The organism is Pandoraea sputorum (assembly GCF_000814845.2).
Classification (GTDB): Bacteria; Pseudomonadota; Gammaproteobacteria; order Burkholderiales; family Burkholderiaceae; genus Pandoraea; species Pandoraea sputorum.
Window position 1 is genome coordinate 3,263,025 of record NZ_CP010431.2, and the last position, 15,789, is coordinate 3,278,813.

Annotated in this window: 15 protein-coding genes; all 15 read right to left on the reverse strand. The window is 61.4% G+C overall.

Translation table 11 applies throughout. The features are described 5' to 3' along the window. Positions 1–63: 63 nt before the first annotated feature. Entirely contained in the window at positions 64–699 is a 636-nt protein-coding gene (locus NA29_RS26585; protein ID WP_039399054.1) for a DUF4189 domain-containing protein, read from the reverse strand. Between the two features lie 277 nt (positions 700–976). Beyond that, positions 977–1,513: a phosphoribosyltransferase gene (locus NA29_RS14350; RefSeq protein ID WP_039399056.1), complete on the reverse strand. Its 537-nt coding sequence runs from the start codon at positions 1,511–1,513 to the stop codon at positions 977–979. A 26-nt stretch (positions 1,514–1,539) separates the two neighbouring features. Then, positions 1,540–2,880 (reverse strand): adenylosuccinate synthase, encoded by a 1,341-nt coding sequence (locus tag NA29_RS14355; protein ID WP_039399058.1) that lies wholly within the window; start codon positions 2,878–2,880, stop codon positions 1,540–1,542. A gap of 73 nt (positions 2,881–2,953) precedes the next feature. Continuing rightward, complete coding sequence (locus tag NA29_RS14360; protein ID WP_039399061.1) at positions 2,954–4,114, reverse strand: ATP phosphoribosyltransferase regulatory subunit; 1,161 nt, start codon at positions 4,112–4,114, stop codon at positions 2,954–2,956. Between the two features lie 38 nt (positions 4,115–4,152). After that, the gene (locus tag NA29_RS14365) at positions 4,153–4,308 is read right to left on the reverse strand and encodes a DUF2065 domain-containing protein (protein ID WP_039403536.1); all 156 of its coding nucleotides are present in this window, start codon (positions 4,306–4,308) and stop codon (positions 4,153–4,155) included. A 107-nt stretch (positions 4,309–4,415) separates the two neighbouring features. Next, the gene (hflC, locus tag NA29_RS14370; protein ID WP_039399063.1) at positions 4,416–5,315 is read right to left on the reverse strand and encodes a protease modulator HflC; all 900 of its coding nucleotides are present in this window, start codon (positions 5,313–5,315) and stop codon (positions 4,416–4,418) included. 12 nt (positions 5,316–5,327) lie between these two features. Further along, positions 5,328–6,650 carry an FtsH protease activity modulator HflK gene (gene hflK, locus NA29_RS14375; RefSeq protein ID WP_084103768.1) on the reverse strand — a complete coding sequence of 441 codons (1,323 nt, stop codon included), beginning with the start codon at positions 6,648–6,650 and terminating at the stop codon, positions 5,328–5,330. Between the two features lie 253 nt (positions 6,651–6,903). After that, the gene (gene hflX / locus NA29_RS14380) at positions 6,904–8,073 is read right to left on the reverse strand and encodes a GTPase HflX (RefSeq protein ID WP_039399068.1); all 1,170 of its coding nucleotides are present in this window, start codon (positions 8,071–8,073) and stop codon (positions 6,904–6,906) included. A gap of 97 nt (positions 8,074–8,170) precedes the next feature. Continuing rightward, positions 8,171–8,407, reverse strand: a complete 237-nt coding sequence (gene hfq, locus NA29_RS14385; protein WP_010807283.1) for an RNA chaperone Hfq — start codon at positions 8,405–8,407, stop codon at positions 8,171–8,173. A 126-nt stretch (positions 8,408–8,533) separates the two neighbouring features. Beyond that, complete coding sequence (gene der / locus NA29_RS14390) at positions 8,534–9,871, reverse strand: ribosome biogenesis GTPase Der (protein ID WP_039399070.1); 1,338 nt, start codon at positions 9,869–9,871, stop codon at positions 8,534–8,536. Between the two features lie 79 nt (positions 9,872–9,950). Then, positions 9,951–11,111, reverse strand: a complete 1,161-nt coding sequence (gene bamB / locus NA29_RS14395; RefSeq protein ID WP_039403537.1) for an outer membrane protein assembly factor BamB — start codon at positions 11,109–11,111, stop codon at positions 9,951–9,953. Between the two features lie 131 nt (positions 11,112–11,242). Further along, positions 11,243–11,872: a tetratricopeptide repeat protein gene (locus tag NA29_RS14400; RefSeq protein WP_039399072.1), complete on the reverse strand. Its 630-nt coding sequence runs from the start codon at positions 11,870–11,872 to the stop codon at positions 11,243–11,245. A gap of 32 nt (positions 11,873–11,904) precedes the next feature. Then, the gene (hisS, locus tag NA29_RS14405) at positions 11,905–13,281 is read right to left on the reverse strand and encodes a histidine--tRNA ligase (protein WP_039399074.1); all 1,377 of its coding nucleotides are present in this window, start codon (positions 13,279–13,281) and stop codon (positions 11,905–11,907) included. A gap of 83 nt (positions 13,282–13,364) precedes the next feature. After that, complete coding sequence (gene ispG, locus NA29_RS14410) at positions 13,365–14,645, reverse strand: flavodoxin-dependent (E)-4-hydroxy-3-methylbut-2-enyl-diphosphate synthase (RefSeq protein WP_039399076.1); 1,281 nt, start codon at positions 14,643–14,645, stop codon at positions 13,365–13,367. A gap of 18 nt (positions 14,646–14,663) precedes the next feature. Further along, positions 14,664–15,752, reverse strand: a complete 1,089-nt coding sequence (locus NA29_RS14415) for a helix-turn-helix domain-containing protein (protein ID WP_052252942.1) — start codon at positions 15,750–15,752, stop codon at positions 14,664–14,666. Between the last annotated feature and the right edge of the window lie 37 nt (positions 15,753–15,789).

Below are 15,789 nucleotides of genomic sequence, written 5' to 3' on the forward strand. Positions count from 1 at the left end.
CTTTGCATCACATGAGGAGCGGGGGCTGACTGGCGTCGGCCCTCAGCACTCAGCACTCAGCACTCAGCTATCGTCGTCGCAACCATTCGGCCGCCACGTATAGCTGTGTGTCTCCTTATCGAGGCAACGCGCGGCCTGAAAGCGAATGGTGCAGCCGTTCTCATACGTTCGCGTGCACTCACCATTGACGCATTGGGTGCGCATGCGGACCACCTGCCCAGTGGGTATCCGACACTGAGTCGGGGCCGCCTGAGCGGCTTGCGGTGGGGGCAAGCGCTTCCCGGGACGCTGACCGCTGTCGAACCACACCTGCGCACCGTCCGTCGAGCACTGTCCACCACGCTGGCAAACGACAAAGGCATCTTGCAGCGCAGAATTCTGCGTGTCACCTAGCGCCACCCCAACCTCTCCATTGCTGGCATGCACGACCGCCCAGTATGCCGGACCATTTCCCGCCATCAAGACTTCGCAGCGCCCTCCTCGACTTCCCGATGCGAGTTGGGTTCTGCATCGATTCAACGCGGACAATTTGGCCTTCGCCATCGACGTTTGATTGGTGACGTAGACATATCGAAGCCCGCTCGCCGTGTGGACGCCCGCCACAGCTGACGCCGCGAGACTTGACGGGCTCACCGAGGCCAGCAGGCCTGCAAGCACAATCGCGCACATCGCGGGAAAGAAGCGAAACAAGCTGATCATGGCAAGACGGCGAGAGTAGCCCTGCAAGAGATGGTGAGAACCCCATCAGAACACGGGGCGAAACCGACAGAAGCGGCAATCAAAGGGGGAATTGACCGCTTATTGCGTTTGAGGTGGGTTTTTTAGCGCAGAGCCAAGAGACTGAAGGCGGATCAAAGGCAGATACAGCGATCCAAACAAAACAAGCGGTGCATCTTTCGATGTCACCGCCTGTGTCGCCCGAAGTCTCCCTCGGGCGGGGCGTCACCTCACGGTGCGCCAAATGCGCCGGAACGACTTAGGTGCCGCGCTTGATCCAAGCCGCCAGATTGTGCGGGCGCAGTGTGTCGTACTCTTCGAACGGCTGATGAATCCACGGGTTCGTCGGCAGGAAGTCGACTGCGTAATCCGGCGCCACCTTCGAGCAGGCCTTATGCCAAAGCACGGCCGAGCGCACATCCGTCACCTTCGCGAAACGCTCCTTCAGGTGTTTGCCGACGCGCTCGAGCGTCACCCCCGAATCGACCAGATCGTCGACCAGCAGCACACGGCCTTCCAGCTCGCCGCGCGTAATGGTGATGTACTGAGCGATATCGAGGTCGCCACGAATGGTGCCTTCGGCTTCGCGATACGAACTCGTCGCCAGGATCGCAAGCGGCACGTCGTAAATGCGTGCGAGCTGGTCGCCCACACGCAAGCCGCCACGGGCCAGACACAGGATCTTGTCGAACTTCCAGTTGGACTCGTGGACCTTGAGCGCCAGGCGCTCGATCAGTCGATGATATTCATCCCACGAGACCCAGAGGTTCTTGTCGTCGTTTTGGGGCAGATTCATGGTGTGTCTTGCTTGTCGTGCTGTTTTTAGTTCTTGAAGGGGTGGCGCAGCAGGATCGTTTCGTCACGATCCGGGCCGGTCGACACCATATCGATCGGAATACCGCTCACTTCTTCGATACGCTTCAGGTAGTTCTGCGCCTGAGCCGGCAACTGATCCCACGACGTCACGCCAACGGTGCTCTGCGTCCAGCCCGGGAAATCTTCGTAGACCGGCTCGCAACGGGCCACGTCCACAGCACCGCGCGGCAGAATGTCGATCGCCTTGCCGTCGATCTTGTAACCGACGCACAGACGCACCGTTTCGAGACCGTCGAGCACGTCGAGCTTCGTCATGCACAGACCGGTCACACCGTTGATCTGAATCGAACGCTTGAGCGCAGCGGCATCCATCCAACCCGTGCGGCGCGGACGGCCCGTGACCGAACCGAATTCCTTACCCACCGTTGCGAGTTGCAGACCAATGGCTTCCTGACGGGCGGGGTTATCCGCGTCGTACAGTTCGCTCGGGAACGGACCGGCGCCAACACGCGTGCAATACGCCTTGGTGATACCGAGCACATAGTGGAGTTGTTGCGGACCGACACCTGCGCCAGCCGAAGCGGCACCTGCCACGCAGTTGCTGCTGGTGACGAACGGATATGTGCCGTGATCGATGTCGAGCAGTGTGCCTTGCGCACCTTCGAACAGCAGCTTCTTGCCTTCGCGGTTGACGGCGTACAGCTCTTGCGACACGTCGGCAATCATCGGGCGCAGACGCTCGGCGTAGCTGAGCATCTTGTCCAGCGTTTCCTGGAAGTCGACAGCCGGCGCGCCCAGATATTGCGTCAGGACGAAGTTGTGATAGTCGAGGTTTTCGCGCAGACGTTCAGCGAACGCCTTCGGATCGAACAGATCCTGCACACGCAGCGCACGGCGGCCGACCTTGTCTTCGTAGGCCGGGCCAATGCCACGACCGGTCGTGCCGATCTTGCCCGCGCCGCGGCGTGCTTCGCGCGCCTGGTCGATGGCAACGTGGTACGGGAGAATCAGGGTACAGGCTTCGGAAATACGCAGACGGCCGCAAACGTTCAGGCCGGCGCTTTCGAGCTCTTCGATTTCCTTGAACAGGGCTTCGGGCGACAGCACCACACCGTTACCGATGTAGCACGTGACTTCCTTGTGCATGATGCCCGACGGGATCAGGCGCAGGATCGTCTTCTTGCCACCGATGATGAGCGTATGTCCGGCATTGTGGCCACCCTGGAAACGCACCACGCCTTGCGCGTGATCGGTCAGCCAGTCGACGACCTTACCCTTACCTTCGTCGCCCCATTGGGTTCCGATAACGACGACGTTGCGTCCCTGATTCAAAGCATTGCCGGACATAACAATAGTTGGTTTGGTTAAAAACGTATTCTACCCGTGTTGGCGCAGGGGAGTGCCGCTTTTTTCAGCGAATTCACCGGGGCGTCACAACCCACTGGCCATTTTTCTCGACAAGTACGCGGTCTCCCGTGAACTCCTCGAAATCCTGGTCGTGCCCCGGCAGCATGCGGATCACAACCTCACCCGCGTCGCGCAGGCTATCAATCTTGGTGCGCAGGCCCGGCACGTCGTCGGCAGGGGCTAAAATCGCGTTACTGCGCGCTTCCACCGGCGAAATTGCCGCCAGTTCACGCAAATCGAGCGAAAAACCGGTCGCCGGACGGTCTCGCCCGAACGCCTGCCCCACCTTGTCGTAGCGCCCGCCGCGCGCAATCGCGTTGGGAATGCCGTCGACATACGCCGCGAACATCACGCCGCTGTGATACTGGTAGCCACGCAAGTCCGCCAGATCGATCGACAGCACGGCCGGACCGTCCTTGCTTTGCGACGTTGCCAGATAGGCCAGATCGTCCAGCGCAGCCTTCACACCCGGCAGATCCGGCAAGACCTTACGGGCACGCTCCAGCGTATCTGCCGGGTCGCCATACAACGTGGTCAGGCTCAGCAAAGCGTCGCGCACGTGCGCCGGCAGTTCGCGCGTCAATTCCTGCAACTGAGGCACGTCCTTCGTTGCCAGCGCTCCGAACAACTGGCTTTCGATGGCCTCAGCCGCCGGCACGCCTTCCAGCAGCGCCTCAAGCACGCCAGCGTGGCAAAGATCGATACGAATCTGCTTCAGGCCGGCGAGTTGCAGGCAGAACAGCAGCAATTCCTGGATTTCCAGATCCGCCTCGAGACCGCTATGACCGAAGATTTCGGCGCCGATCTGGAACGGCTCACGGGTTGCCAGCAAATTACGCGGACGGGTAAACAGCACGCTCCCCGCATAGCACAGGCGCGTCACGCCCTTGCGGTTGAGCAAGTGGGCGTCGATACGGGCGATCTGCGGGGTGATGTCGGCACGCAGGCCCATCGTGCGCCCCGAGAGCTGATCGACGAGCTTGAACGTGCGCAGGTCGAGGTCGTGTCCGGTGCCGGTCAGCAGCGACTCGACATACTCGAGCATCGGCGGCATGACGAGTTCATAGCCGTACGTACGGAAACGATCGAGCATCAGTCGGCGCAGATCTTCGATCTTGCGCGCCTCGGACGGCAGCACGTCGGCGATATTTTCGGGAAGGAGCCAGTTCGGCATGGGTATTTCGGAATTCAGACGGCGCGTGAAAGCGCCTTTTAGTAATCGGCCAGCAGCATCAGAATCAGCCCCAGCAGGACGGCGGCCAGGCCGAAGAAGCGAATCTGGCCGGACGGCATTTCCGTTATTTTACGAAAACTTTGCCGCCACCGTTCCGGCGCGGCAAACGGAAACAATCCCTCCACGATCAGCATGAGGGCGAAAGCGAGAATTATCGTGCTGCTGGTCACAGGAGGGCTCGGCCAAAATGCCACCGCCCGCGTTGACGCGGGCGGTGGCAGCTACTCGGATGTCAGAAGGGCTATTTTCCCGCTTTTCCGGCCGACGCGCCAGCACCACCGGAACCGCGCATAAATCGGAAGAAGTCGCTGTTCGGGTCGGCGATGATGACGTCCTTCTTGTCACGGAAGGTTGCCTTGTACGCTTCAAGGCTCTGATAGAACTGGGCAAACTGCGGATCGCGGCCAAACGCCTGAGCGTAGATGCCGGCGGCAACGGCGTCGCCCTCGCCCTTGACCTGCTGCGCCTTTGCATACGCCTCGGCGACCACCACATCACGTTGACGATCGGCGTCGGCACGAATCTGCTCGGCTTCGGCCGCGCCCGTCGAACGCAGTTCGTTCGCCACGCGCTTACGCTCGGCGGCCATCCGGCTATACACCGAATCGCTGATACCGGCGGCCAGGTCCACGCGGCGCATGCGCACGTCGACAATCTCGATACCGACTTGCGCGGCTTCGTCGCCCACCTTCTGCTTCACCCATTGCATGACCTGATCACGCTGCGTCGAGACCACTTCGGTCACGGTGCGCTTGGTGAACGCTTCCTGCAACGCCGAGCGAATCTGCTGCGTCAAACGATCCTGTGCGAGGCGGTTATCACCCTTGAAGCTCACATAGAACTTGCGCGGGTCGATGATGCGCCACTTCACATACGAGTCGACGATCAGGTTCTTCTTCTCGGCCGTGATGAAGCGCTCCGGCTCCGGGTTGTCGATGGTCATGATGCGCTTGTCCAGATACAGCACAGTCTGGAGCGGCGGCGGCAACTTGAATTTCAGGCCGGGCTGGTTGTAGACATCCTTGATCTCGCCAAGCGAGAACACCACGGCATAACGGCGCTGGTCCACCACGAACATGGTCGAGGCGAGCACGATCAGCAAAACGATCAGCGCGACGATAACGGTTCCAATACGGTTCATGCGCTTATCCCCTTAGCGTGAATCGCGGTCGCGGTTGCGCAGTGCCGCGCGCGATCGATCATGGTCGACATCACTGCTGTCGCTCGCGGCAGGCGCACCTGCCGCAGCCCCCGTGCCTGCACCGGATGCCGGCGCCGGGGACGATGCGTCGCTACGCGAACGCTCCATGATCTTGTCCAACGGCAGATACAAAAGGCTGTTGTTCTTCGAATCCACCATGATCTTCGTGGTGCGCGAGTAGATCTGCTGCATCGTATCGAGATACATACGCTCGCGGATCACGCCCGGTGCCTTGGCGTAAGCCTCCTGCACCGACTTGAAGCGATCGGCATCGCCTTGCGCCTGTGACACGACACGCGCCTTGTAACCGGCCGCCTCTTCCGTCAGACGCGACGCCGTACCCTTGGCACGCGGAATCACGTCATTGGCATAGGCTTGCGCTTCATTCTTCGCGCGTTCGAGATCCTGCCCGGCCTTCACGGCGTCGTCGAACGCTGCCTGCACCTGCTCGGGCGGCTGAACGCTTTGCATCGTCACACTCGTGACGAGAATGCCCGTCTTGTAGCTATCCAGAATGCGCTGGATCGACGTGACGAGTTCGTTCGCGATTTCTTCACGACCGGCATAGAGCACGAAGTCCATCTTGCTCTTGCCGACGATCTCGCGCACGGCCGTCTGCGCAGCCAGATTCACCGAAGATTCGGCGTCCACGTTATTGAACAGAAATTCGGTCGCGTCCTTGATGCGGTACTGCACAGCGAAGCGAACATCGATGATGTTCTCGTCGCCCGTGAGCATCGACGAATCCTTCAGATCAGTATCGCGAATCGTGTTCGAGCGGCCGATTTCCACCGATCGGATCTGCGACATGTTGACGATCTCGACCGACTGGAACGGATACGGCAAGCGCCATTGAATACCCGAGGTGGTCGTGTACTTGTACTTGCCGAACTGGGTGACGACACCGACCTGACCTTCCTGGACGATGAAGACGCCTGTGGCCAGCCAGATCAGGAATGCCAGCGCGACGACAACGCCCACGCCGATACCCGAGCCACGCGAGCCACCGGAGAAATTGTTCGAGCCGCCATTGTTGCCGCCTCCACCGTTCTTACGGCCGAAGATACGGTTCAGACGGCGATTGAAATCGCGCCACAGTTCGTCGAGATCAGGGGGGCCATCTTGCTGCGGCCCTTGCGGTCCGCGCTGCGGCTCCTTCTGATCCTGCGAATTCGGATTATTCGCCCGATCGGGGCGGTTGGACTCCTGATTGCCGGACGGCGAATCACCGCCGCCGTCCCGCCCCCAGCGCGGGTCGTTCAGGGAGAAAATCAAGCCAACTCGTCGCATCAAAGCTCTTGGAAGCATAGGTAGAAGCGTGGTGACTGAAGCGGGTTGGGCGTTGCGACCGGCGCGCCTCGTATCGGAGCGCGCATGTTGCCGGTTCGCGCGTGTTTCCCGAATCTGGTTTGCCGATCGGCGGCCTTGCCCGGCCTCCGTCTAGTCTCTTGCCAGTTCGTCACCCGAGTCGAAGCGTGCTGCCGGTGTTCCCCGTGGCAACGCGCCCATCACGGTGCGACGTCTCGTGTTATCTGTCTTCTGCGCGCGGCACATCGTCCCAACGGTCGATGAGCCGGACATCGGGCGCTTCGAGCTGCGATTGTAACCCACCAGTGCCAGCCACAACCGCCTCGCTGATGGCCTCACGCAGCAGATCGAGGCCCTGACCGGTGCGCGCGCTCAAAAAGACTCGCGTAATGCGCCCGGCCTCGTCCCGTTCGATTCTCGGCCCTTGTGCAGCCAGTTCCGGCACCGCGTCGATCTTGTTCCAGACGAGAATCTGCGGGATGTCGGCCGCGTCGATCTCCGCCAGCACGGCGTTGACCTCGGCCATCTGCTCCTTGCGCACCTGACTCGACGCGTCCACCACATGCAGCAGCATGTCGGCGTGCACCGTCTCCTCAAGCGTCGCCCGGAATGCCGCCACCAACTGGTGAGGCAACTCGCGGATGAATCCGACAGTATCAGACAGCACGATGTTCCCGACATCGCCAAGATAAACGCGACGCGAGGTCGTATCGAGCGTTGCAAACAGCTGATCGGCGGCGTAGGCGTTGGCCTTCGTCATCGAATTGAACAGCGTGGATTTGCCCGCGTTGGTATAGCCGACGAGCGAGATCGACATCGTCCCGCTACGCTGACGCGCACGACGCTGCGTATCGTGCTGACGCTGCAATTTCTCGAGCCGCACTTTGAGAGACTTCACACGCTCGCCCAGCAAACGACGGTCGGTCTCCAACTGCGTTTCACCCGGACCACGCAAACCGATACCACCCTTCTGACGTTCAAGGTGAGTCCAGGCGCGCACGAGGCGCGTGGACAGGTACTGCAACTGTGCCAGCTCGACCTGCAGCTTGCCTTCGTGACTCTTCGCGCGTTGGGCGAAGATGTCGAGGATCAGGCTGGTACGGTCCACCACGCGGCGTTGCAGCAGGTGTTCGAGGTTACGCTGCTGACCCGGAGTCAGTGCGTGATTGAAAATGACCAGTTCGACGTCGTACTCGGCAATAGCGTCGCGCAATTCTTCAGCCTTGCCGCTGCCGATAAACAGCTTGGCGTCCGGGCTGTGGCGACGGCCGGTAATGGTCACGACAGGCTTGGCGCCTGCGGATTGCGTCAGAAGGTCGAGTTCCTGGAGACTGGCTTCGAAATCGAGTTTACCGAAATCGATGCCGACGAGCGCGGCGTTGATGGTCAAGCTACGCTGAGATTGGGAATTGGGACTGTTGGACAAGAGCGGGCGGCGGGGAAGAGAAATTCGCCCGGCCGGAGACTCCCGGTCGGGCGAGCCTGAATCAGGACTGCTCGGCTTCCGGATGGAAATTCACCGGACGCGCAGGTACGACCGTCGAAATGGCATGCTTGTAAACCATTTGGGTGACCGTGTTGCGCAGCAGGACGACATACTGGTCGAACGACTCGATGTTTCCCTGCAGCTTGATACCGTTGACCAAATAGATCGAGACGGGAACATGCTCCTTACGCAAGGCGTTCAGAAACGGGTCTTGTAGAAGTTGCCCTTTGTTGCTCATAAGTTACTCCATTGTATTTTTAGCAAATGACCGTAAGCCAGGGCGTGTGCGCGCTTCCCACCCTGACTTCCACACTATAGCCGATTTTGCTAGCGTCGCCAGCAAAACCCCGCCCCAGGCGGGCTTTCACTCGCCCTTGGCGTAAGGGTTCGCACTGTTGCGGAACTCTATGCGTAATGGAGTGCCCTTCAACTTAAAAGTTTCGCGGAAACGGTTCTCAAGGTAGCGGCGATAGCTATCGGTCACGCCATCCAGACTGTTCCCGTGAATGACGATGATCGGCGGATTCGAGCCGCCCTGGTGGGCATAGCGCAGTTTCGGGCGCGAGAAGCCCGCACGCCGCGGCTGCTGGTGCTCCACGGCCTCGATCAACGCCTTCGTGAGCTTCGGCGTCGGCAACTTCGTCATCGCTGCGGCGAACGCTTCGTCCACCGAGCGCATCAACGGACCAATGCCCGTCGCCTTCGCGGCAGAAATGAAGTGGAAGTTCGCAAAACCGAGGAATTTGAGCTTTCTCTCCAATTCCTGTTTCGCCTGATCGCGGGTGTATTCGTCCAGCCCGTCCCACTTGTTCACGCCAACGACCACCGCACGGCCCGACTCCAGAATAAAGCCGGCGATATGCGCGTCCTGATCGGAAATATCCTGACGCGCGTCGAGCATGAGAATCACGACGTTAGCATCGGCAATCGATTGCAGCGTTTTCACTACCGAGAACTTCTCGATCGCTTCGAACACTTTGCCCCGACGGCGCAGACCCGCCGTATCGATCAGCGTGTAGTTCTTGCCCTGACGCTCGAAGTCGATGTGAATCGAATCGCGCGTGGTGCCCGGCATGTCGAACGCGATCACGCGCTCCTCACCCAGCAGCGTGTTGACCAACGTCGACTTCCCGACGTTCGGACGCCCAACAATGGCGATCTTCACCCGGCCATCGTGCTTATCGTCGTCTTCGTTCTCGTCAGGATTCGCATAGAACGGCGCGATGGCTTCGTCGATGACTTCCTTCACGCCGTCGCCATGCGCGGCCGAAATCGCAAGCGGGTCACCCAGACCGAGCTCGTAAAAGTCGTTCGCGACCGCGGAGTACTTCATGCCCTCGGCCTTGTTGACCACGAGCATGATCTTGCGCCCCGTCTTGCGCAGATAGTCGGCGATGATCTGGTCTTGCGGCGTGAGGCCCTGACGGCCGTCCACGATGTAGATCACCACATCGGCCTCGACCACGGCCTGACGCGTCTGCTTGGCCATCTCGTGGAAGATGCCTTCCTTGGCCACGGGTTCGAAGCCGCCGGTATCGATCACCAGATACGGATGGTCGCCAACACGCCCCTCGCCATAGTGACGGTCGCGCGTGAGCCCGGGCATATCGGCGACGAGTGCGTCGCGCGAGCGGGTCAAACGGTTGAATAGCGTCGATTTGCCGACGTTGGGGCGCCCTACGAGCGCGATCACGGGTTTCATGAATAAGCCCTAAAAACGAAGACGGCCGGCGCGCTGCCGGCCGTTCCCGGAAAATGCCCGGGTGCTTGCCGGTTACCGGTTATTCCGGACGGAAGCCATAAATGTTGCCGTCGCGGGTTTGCACAACCAGCGTCTGACCGGCGATGACCGGCTGCGCGCTGATGGCTCCGCTCAGCTTGACGCGGGCGAGGAACTCGCCGTTGTCGCGAGACAGGAAATGCAGATAGCCCTGCTTGTCGCCCACGACCACCACACGGCCGAGCGCCAGGGGCGCCGACAGGTCGCGGTACTTGAGCTTGTCGTTCTGCCACAGTGTACTGCCATCGGCAGCGTTGAACGCGTACACGGCGCCATCGGTATTGACCGCAGCCACGACACGCTCGTCCTGCGACACACCGTTCGGCGACGAAAAATCGCGCGCCCACAGACCGTTGCCGGTCTGCACGTCGGCGCAACCCACGCGGCCCTGGAACGTCGCGCCACACACCTGACGACCGAACACGACCGGCGAGCCCGTGACGTCATTCACACGCTCGACTTCCGTCACACCCTTCGGGTACGACAACGGCGTGATCCACTGCGGATTGCCGGTATTGGCGTCGAGTGCCACCAGTTTGCCACCCGGGAAGCCCGTAATGACCGAACGGTCACCCACGAACGCCATGCCGGTGCCGGTACGCAGCGTAAGCGACGTTGCCGGTTGCGAGTACGACCAGCGCACCGAACCCGTGCCCGAATCGAACGCGGTCACACGGTTGTTGATAGCACGCACCACCACCAGGCCACGTCCCACCAGCGGTGCCGTCAGCACTTCGCTGCCGGCGTTCGCCTTCCACGACTGCTTGCCGTCGTGATCGAAGGCAATCACATCGCCCTTATGCGTGGCGACCACCGTCGTCTCGCCGTCGCTGCCCGGACCTGCGGTGATGTTCGTATCTGCCTTGGCCGACCAGGTCGACGCTCCCGTTTCCGCATCCACGCGCACGACGCTGCCATTCGCGCCAGCCGCAAACACGGCATTGCCCACGGCAACCGGCGCAAAGCTGTAAGCGCCGGCCTTGCCAACGCTCGCCGTCCACATCTGCTTGACGGTCAGCGCCTGCTTGATCTCCGTGAGCGGCGTGGGCTCGTGCGCCGGCTTGCTGCCGAACAGCCCGCAACCACCCAGCGTGCCCAACACTGCCAGCGTCAGCACAGCGGTGCTCGCGCGCTTGAAAATGCCACGGCGCGGCGAAACCATCTGGGCGACCTGCTCGGACTGTGACATGGCCATCGTTTGCGGCATCGATCGACGGAAGTCGTTAAGGATCATCATGTACCCGGTTATGCGTTATGGGAGGGTAATACTTGCCAACGGAATGCCGACGCGCGTCAGGCCCCCAGCGCGTCGAGCTTGAACTGCACGAACTGGCGCATGCCCGAATCCTGCTTATCGAGCTTTTCGAGCGCCAGCTTGTAAGCGGTCCGTGCGTCGGCCACCTTGCTCTGGGCGACGAGTACATCGCCCCGGCGATCGGCAAACAACGCAGCGTACGGCGCCGGTGGGTTGTCGAGCATCTTGAGCGCTTCGTCGTAGGCCTTCTCGTCGAGCAGCACACCCGCCAGACGCAGCTTGGCCAGTTGCTTGTACTCGTCGTCCTTGGCGTTCGACGCAGCCCATTGCAGTTGCGCCTTCGCACCGGCCGTATCACCGGCATCGGCCAGCGTTTTGGCGGCGAGCAACGCGGTCATCTGCGCATACGGCGTGCCGCTGAACTTGCTTTCCATATCAGACGCGATACGGGCAACCTTCGCCTTGTCCTTCGCGTCGACAGCCGTTTCCAGTTCGCGGTACAGCACGCCGGCTTCGACCGCCTGCTTGCGCTCGTAATAGCGCCACAGGTTCCAGCCGCCATAGGCAAGCATGATGATGACGAGCGTCCAGATAACGTAATTGCCGTACTGCTTCCACCAGGCCTTTACGTTCTCGATCTGTTCCTGTTCCTCGTGATAGCTGCTCATTCGCCGGGGTTCTCCGTGTCTGGCGTCGTGGATTAATGAAGCGTTTCGTTGCCTGCGCCGCCATCGGCCAGGCTTTCGTTCACGCTCTCGTCAGCACTGGCGACGATCGCGTCGATCAGATACTCGGCAAGGCCGTCGAACGGCACGCTTGTCTGGTTATTCGTCTGCTCGGCGGCACGCAGATGCTTGACTTCGGCAGTACCGGAGGCGACTTCGTTCTCACCAATGATGACGGCGAAGTTGGCACCACTGGCGTTCGCGCGCTTCATTTGCGACTTGAAGCTGCTGCTGTTTCCGTCCGGACTGCAATGGAACACGACGTTCAGACCGGCATCGCGCATGCGCTCTGCCGCAATCAGCGCCGGTGCCACGGCCGATTCGCCCTGATGCACAACGTAGACGTCAGCGCCTTCTGCCTGCGGCACGAGATCATCTTCGCGCAGCAGTTCGAGAATACGTTCGACGCCCATTGCCCAGCCGCACGCCGGCGTAGCATCGCCACCCAGTTGCTCGATCAGCGGGTCGTAGCGACCGCCACCGGCGACCGTGCCCTGCGCACCCAACTTGTCCGTCACCCACTCGAACACGGTCAGATTGTAGTAATCCAGACCACGCACGAGACGCGGATTGATCGTGAACGGGATGTTGTTCGCCTTGAGCAGCGACTGCACGCCCTCGAAGTGCTTGATCGACGCTTCGCCGAGATAGTCGATGAGCTTCGGCGCACCTTCGACCATTTCCTGCATCGCCGGGTTCTTCGTATCGAGCACGCGCAGCGGGTTCGTGTAGAGGCGACGCTTACCGTCTTCATCCAGCAGATCGACGTGCTTTTCGAGATAGGCAATCAGATCGGCACGGTGACGCGCACGCTCTTCGCCCTGCCCCAGCGAGTTCAGCTGAAGATGGATTCCGGTCAGACCGAGATCGTCCCACAGGCGCTGGCACATCAGAATGATTTCGACGTCGGCATCCGGGCCAGCCAGACCGAGCGCTTCCACGCCGACCTGATGGAACTGACGATAGCGGCCGCGCTGCGGCTTCTCGTGACGGAACATCGGGCCGAAGTACCACAAACGCTTCGGGCCACCGTACAGCAGATTGTGTTCGAGCGTTGCGCGAACCGCTGCCGCCGTGCCTTCCGGACGCATCGTGAGTTGTTCGCCATTAAGCGAGTCAGTGAAGCTGTACATCTCTTTCTCGACGATGTCCGTCACTTCACCGATACCGCGCGTGAACAGTTGCGTCTGCTCGAGGATCGGCGTACGGATCTGCTGATAGCCGTAGGCGCGCAACATGGCGCGCACCGATTCCTCGAAAAACTCCCACAGGGCTTCGTCCTGCGGGAGGATGTCGTTCATGCCTTTGACCCCGGCCAGTTTGGCGAGGCGATTCTTCTTTGCGTCAGTCATATTCTCTTGTGTTCTGCCCGCGTCCCTGCGACGCGCTGCTCACCGTGTGTCGGCGCGCTTTGTGCAAGCCCGCGCATGCCGACTTAGGCGGCCACTGCACCTTCCGCCTGACCGTAATGCGTCTTCACATAATCGTCGACGATCTGCTGGAATTCCTCAGCAATGTGATCGCCACGCAGCGTGCGCACCTTTTCGCCGTCGACGAAAACCGGCGCAGCCGGCGATTCGCCCGAACCCGGCAAGCTGATGCCGATGTTCGCATGCTTCGATTCGCCGGGACCATTCACGATGCAACCCATGACCGCGACGTTCATGTTCTCGACGCCCGGATATTGAGCCTTCCACACCGGCATTTGTTCACGCAGGTATGTCTGAATATTCGATGCCAGTTCCTGGAACACCGTGCTCGTCGTACGGCCGCAGCCCGGGCAGGCAATCACCATCGGCGCGAACGCACGCAGGCCCATCGTCTGCAGGATTTCTTGCGCCACGACGACTTCGCCCGTACGCGCGCCGCCGGGTTCCGGCGTCAGCGAAATACGGATCGTGTCGCCGATGCCTTCTTGCAGCAGCACCGACAGCGCGGCCGTCGAGGCGACGATACCCTTCGAGCCCATGCCTGCCTCAGTCAACCCGAGGTGCAGTGCATAGTCGCAACGCTTGGCCAGTTCGCGGTACACCGCGATCAGGTCCTGCACGGCGCTGACCTTGCACGACAGCAGAATCTTGTCGGCCGCGAGACCCACGCGCTGCGCCAGTTCGGCCGATTCGAGCGCCGAAGTGATCAGCGCTTCGTACATCACGCTCTGCGCGTCCCACGGCGTGGCACGTGCGGCGTTTTCGTCCATGATGCGAGCGAGCAACGACTGATCCAGGCTGCCCCAGTTCACACCGATACGCACCGGCTTGTCGTACTTGATCGCCATCTCGATCATTTGCGCGAACTGCGTATCGCGCTTGGCGCCCTGCCCGACGTTGCCCGGGTTGATGCGGTACTTCGACAGCGTCTCAGCGCACTCCGGATAGTCAGCGAGCAGCTTGTGGCCGTTGTAATGGAAGTCGCCCACCAGCGGCACCATCACACCCATGCGATCGAGTTGCTCACGGATATGTGGCACGGCAGCGGCCGCTTCCGGCGTGTTCACCGTGATCCGCACGAGTTCTGAGCCGGCCTGCGCCAGCTCCTTGACCTGAATGGCCGTGCCGATCACGTCCGCCGTGTCGGTGTTGGTCATCGATTGCACGCGAATCGGCGAATCGCCGCCAACCGTCACCAGTTGACCGCCCCAACGAATCCCGACTTTGCGGGACTGACGGCGGGGTGCCGGACCACCGATGATCGGCATGCATTCTACAGAAGCCATGATTACCCTCTTTCGGTCTTACTGGAGCGTCAGACGCGCCACGTTGCCCGCATTGCGGGACTTGATCTCGACCGGTTGACCGTTGAATTCCAGCGACTCGACGCCCGCGACGTTACCCACAACGATCTTGAGCGGCGCATCGCCCGTAATTTCCTGTTCGGCACCCGCACGCATCAGTTGGGAGAACAGCACCTTGCCGTCCTTCGAACGCACTTCCACCCAGCTGTCCGCCTTCAGATGCAACGCAATCTTGCCATTACCCGGCGCACCGGCGCTCGACGCCTTTGTCTCGGCCGACGCCGCGGGTGCGGCCACGCTCGTCGCGGCCGCAGCGCTCGCGATCCCGGCGACCACGTGCGTCGGATCGACCGCTGCGATCAGACCCGGGCCTGCCGCCGCCGCACTGGCCGATGCGTTATTGACCGTGCTTTCCGTATTCCCGTTGTTCGTCGCATTGGCGACGTTCGTGGCGGCACCGCCTTCTGCCCCCGGCGGCGTGCCGTTGGCGTCGGCGACCACCGGCTGGCTTGCCGGCTCAGCAGCATCTGCCGCTCCTTGCGCCGACGCACCGCTTGCCAGGTCAGCCGCCTCGATGCTCCCGCGCCCGGCCTTGTGGCCATTGCCGAAGTACCATGCAGCCCCCGCGATCACAACCAGCGCAGCCAGTGCCCAGGGCCACTTGGCCTGAGACGCTGCGACCGGCGAACGGAAACGCACCGGGCTCTTCGGAATGCTCGGCTGCCCAGACTGCGGTTGCGGAATATCGATCGGGACCGGCGCCGTGCCGCTCACGCGACGCAGCGATTCAATCATCGGCTCGGGGTCACCCCCGACCATGCGCGCGTAGCTACGCACCACACCCTGAATAAACGGCATTTCAGGCAAGGCATCCCACTCGCCGGCTTCGAGACGCTTGAGCTTCTGCACCGAGACCTTCAAACGCGCCGACACGTCCTCGATGGACATGCCACGTTTCTCACGCAAAGCGGCCAGTTGCGCACCCACTTGCGCACCCAGCTCAGCCCATCCGGCAGGTGCTCCCTGCGGCAAGCCCTGGCCTTGAGCCCCGGATTGCCCGCCCGCATCCGCCTGATTCTGGTTATCCATCGATACGCCCCCGTTCGTAAGCAGCCGCCCGCAGCGG

Coding starts and splice junctions, on each gene's coding strand:
- NA29_RS26585 (WP_039399054.1), bottom strand. CDS start 699: ATGATCAGCTTGTTTCGCTTCTTTCCCGCGATGTGCGCGATTGTGCTT.
- NA29_RS14350 (WP_039399056.1), bottom strand. CDS start 1,513: ATGAATCTGCCCCAAAACGACGACAAGAACCTCTGGGTCTCGTGGGAT.
- NA29_RS14355 (WP_039399058.1), bottom strand. CDS start 2,880: ATGTCCGGCAATGCTTTGAATCAGGGACGCAACGTCGTCGTTATCGGA.
- NA29_RS14360 (WP_039399061.1), bottom strand. CDS start 4,114: ATGCCGAACTGGCTCCTTCCCGAAAATATCGCCGACGTGCTGCCGTCC.
- NA29_RS14365 (WP_039403536.1), bottom strand. CDS start 4,308: ATGCTGATCGTGGAGGGATTGTTTCCGTTTGCCGCGCCGGAACGGTGG.
- hflC (WP_039399063.1), bottom strand. CDS start 5,315: ATGAACCGTATTGGAACCGTTATCGTCGCGCTGATCGTTTTGCTGATC.
- hfq (WP_010807283.1), bottom strand. CDS start 8,407: ATGAGCAACAAAGGGCAACTTCTACAAGACCCGTTTCTGAACGCCTTG.
- der (WP_039399070.1), bottom strand. CDS start 9,871: ATGAAACCCGTGATCGCGCTCGTAGGGCGCCCCAACGTCGGCAAATCG.
- bamB (WP_039403537.1), bottom strand. CDS start 11,111: ATGGTTTCGCCGCGCCGTGGCATTTTCAAGCGCGCGAGCACCGCTGTG.
- NA29_RS14400 (WP_039399072.1), bottom strand. CDS start 11,872: ATGAGCAGCTATCACGAGGAACAGGAACAGATCGAGAACGTAAAGGCC.
- hisS (WP_039399074.1), bottom strand. CDS start 13,281: ATGACTGACGCAAAGAAGAATCGCCTCGCCAAACTGGCCGGGGTCAAA.
- ispG (WP_039399076.1), bottom strand. CDS start 14,645: ATGGCTTCTGTAGAATGCATGCCGATCATCGGTGGTCCGGCACCCCGC.
- NA29_RS14415 (WP_052252942.1), bottom strand. CDS start 15,752: ATGGATAACCAGAATCAGGCGGATGCGGGCGGGCAATCCGGGGCTCAA.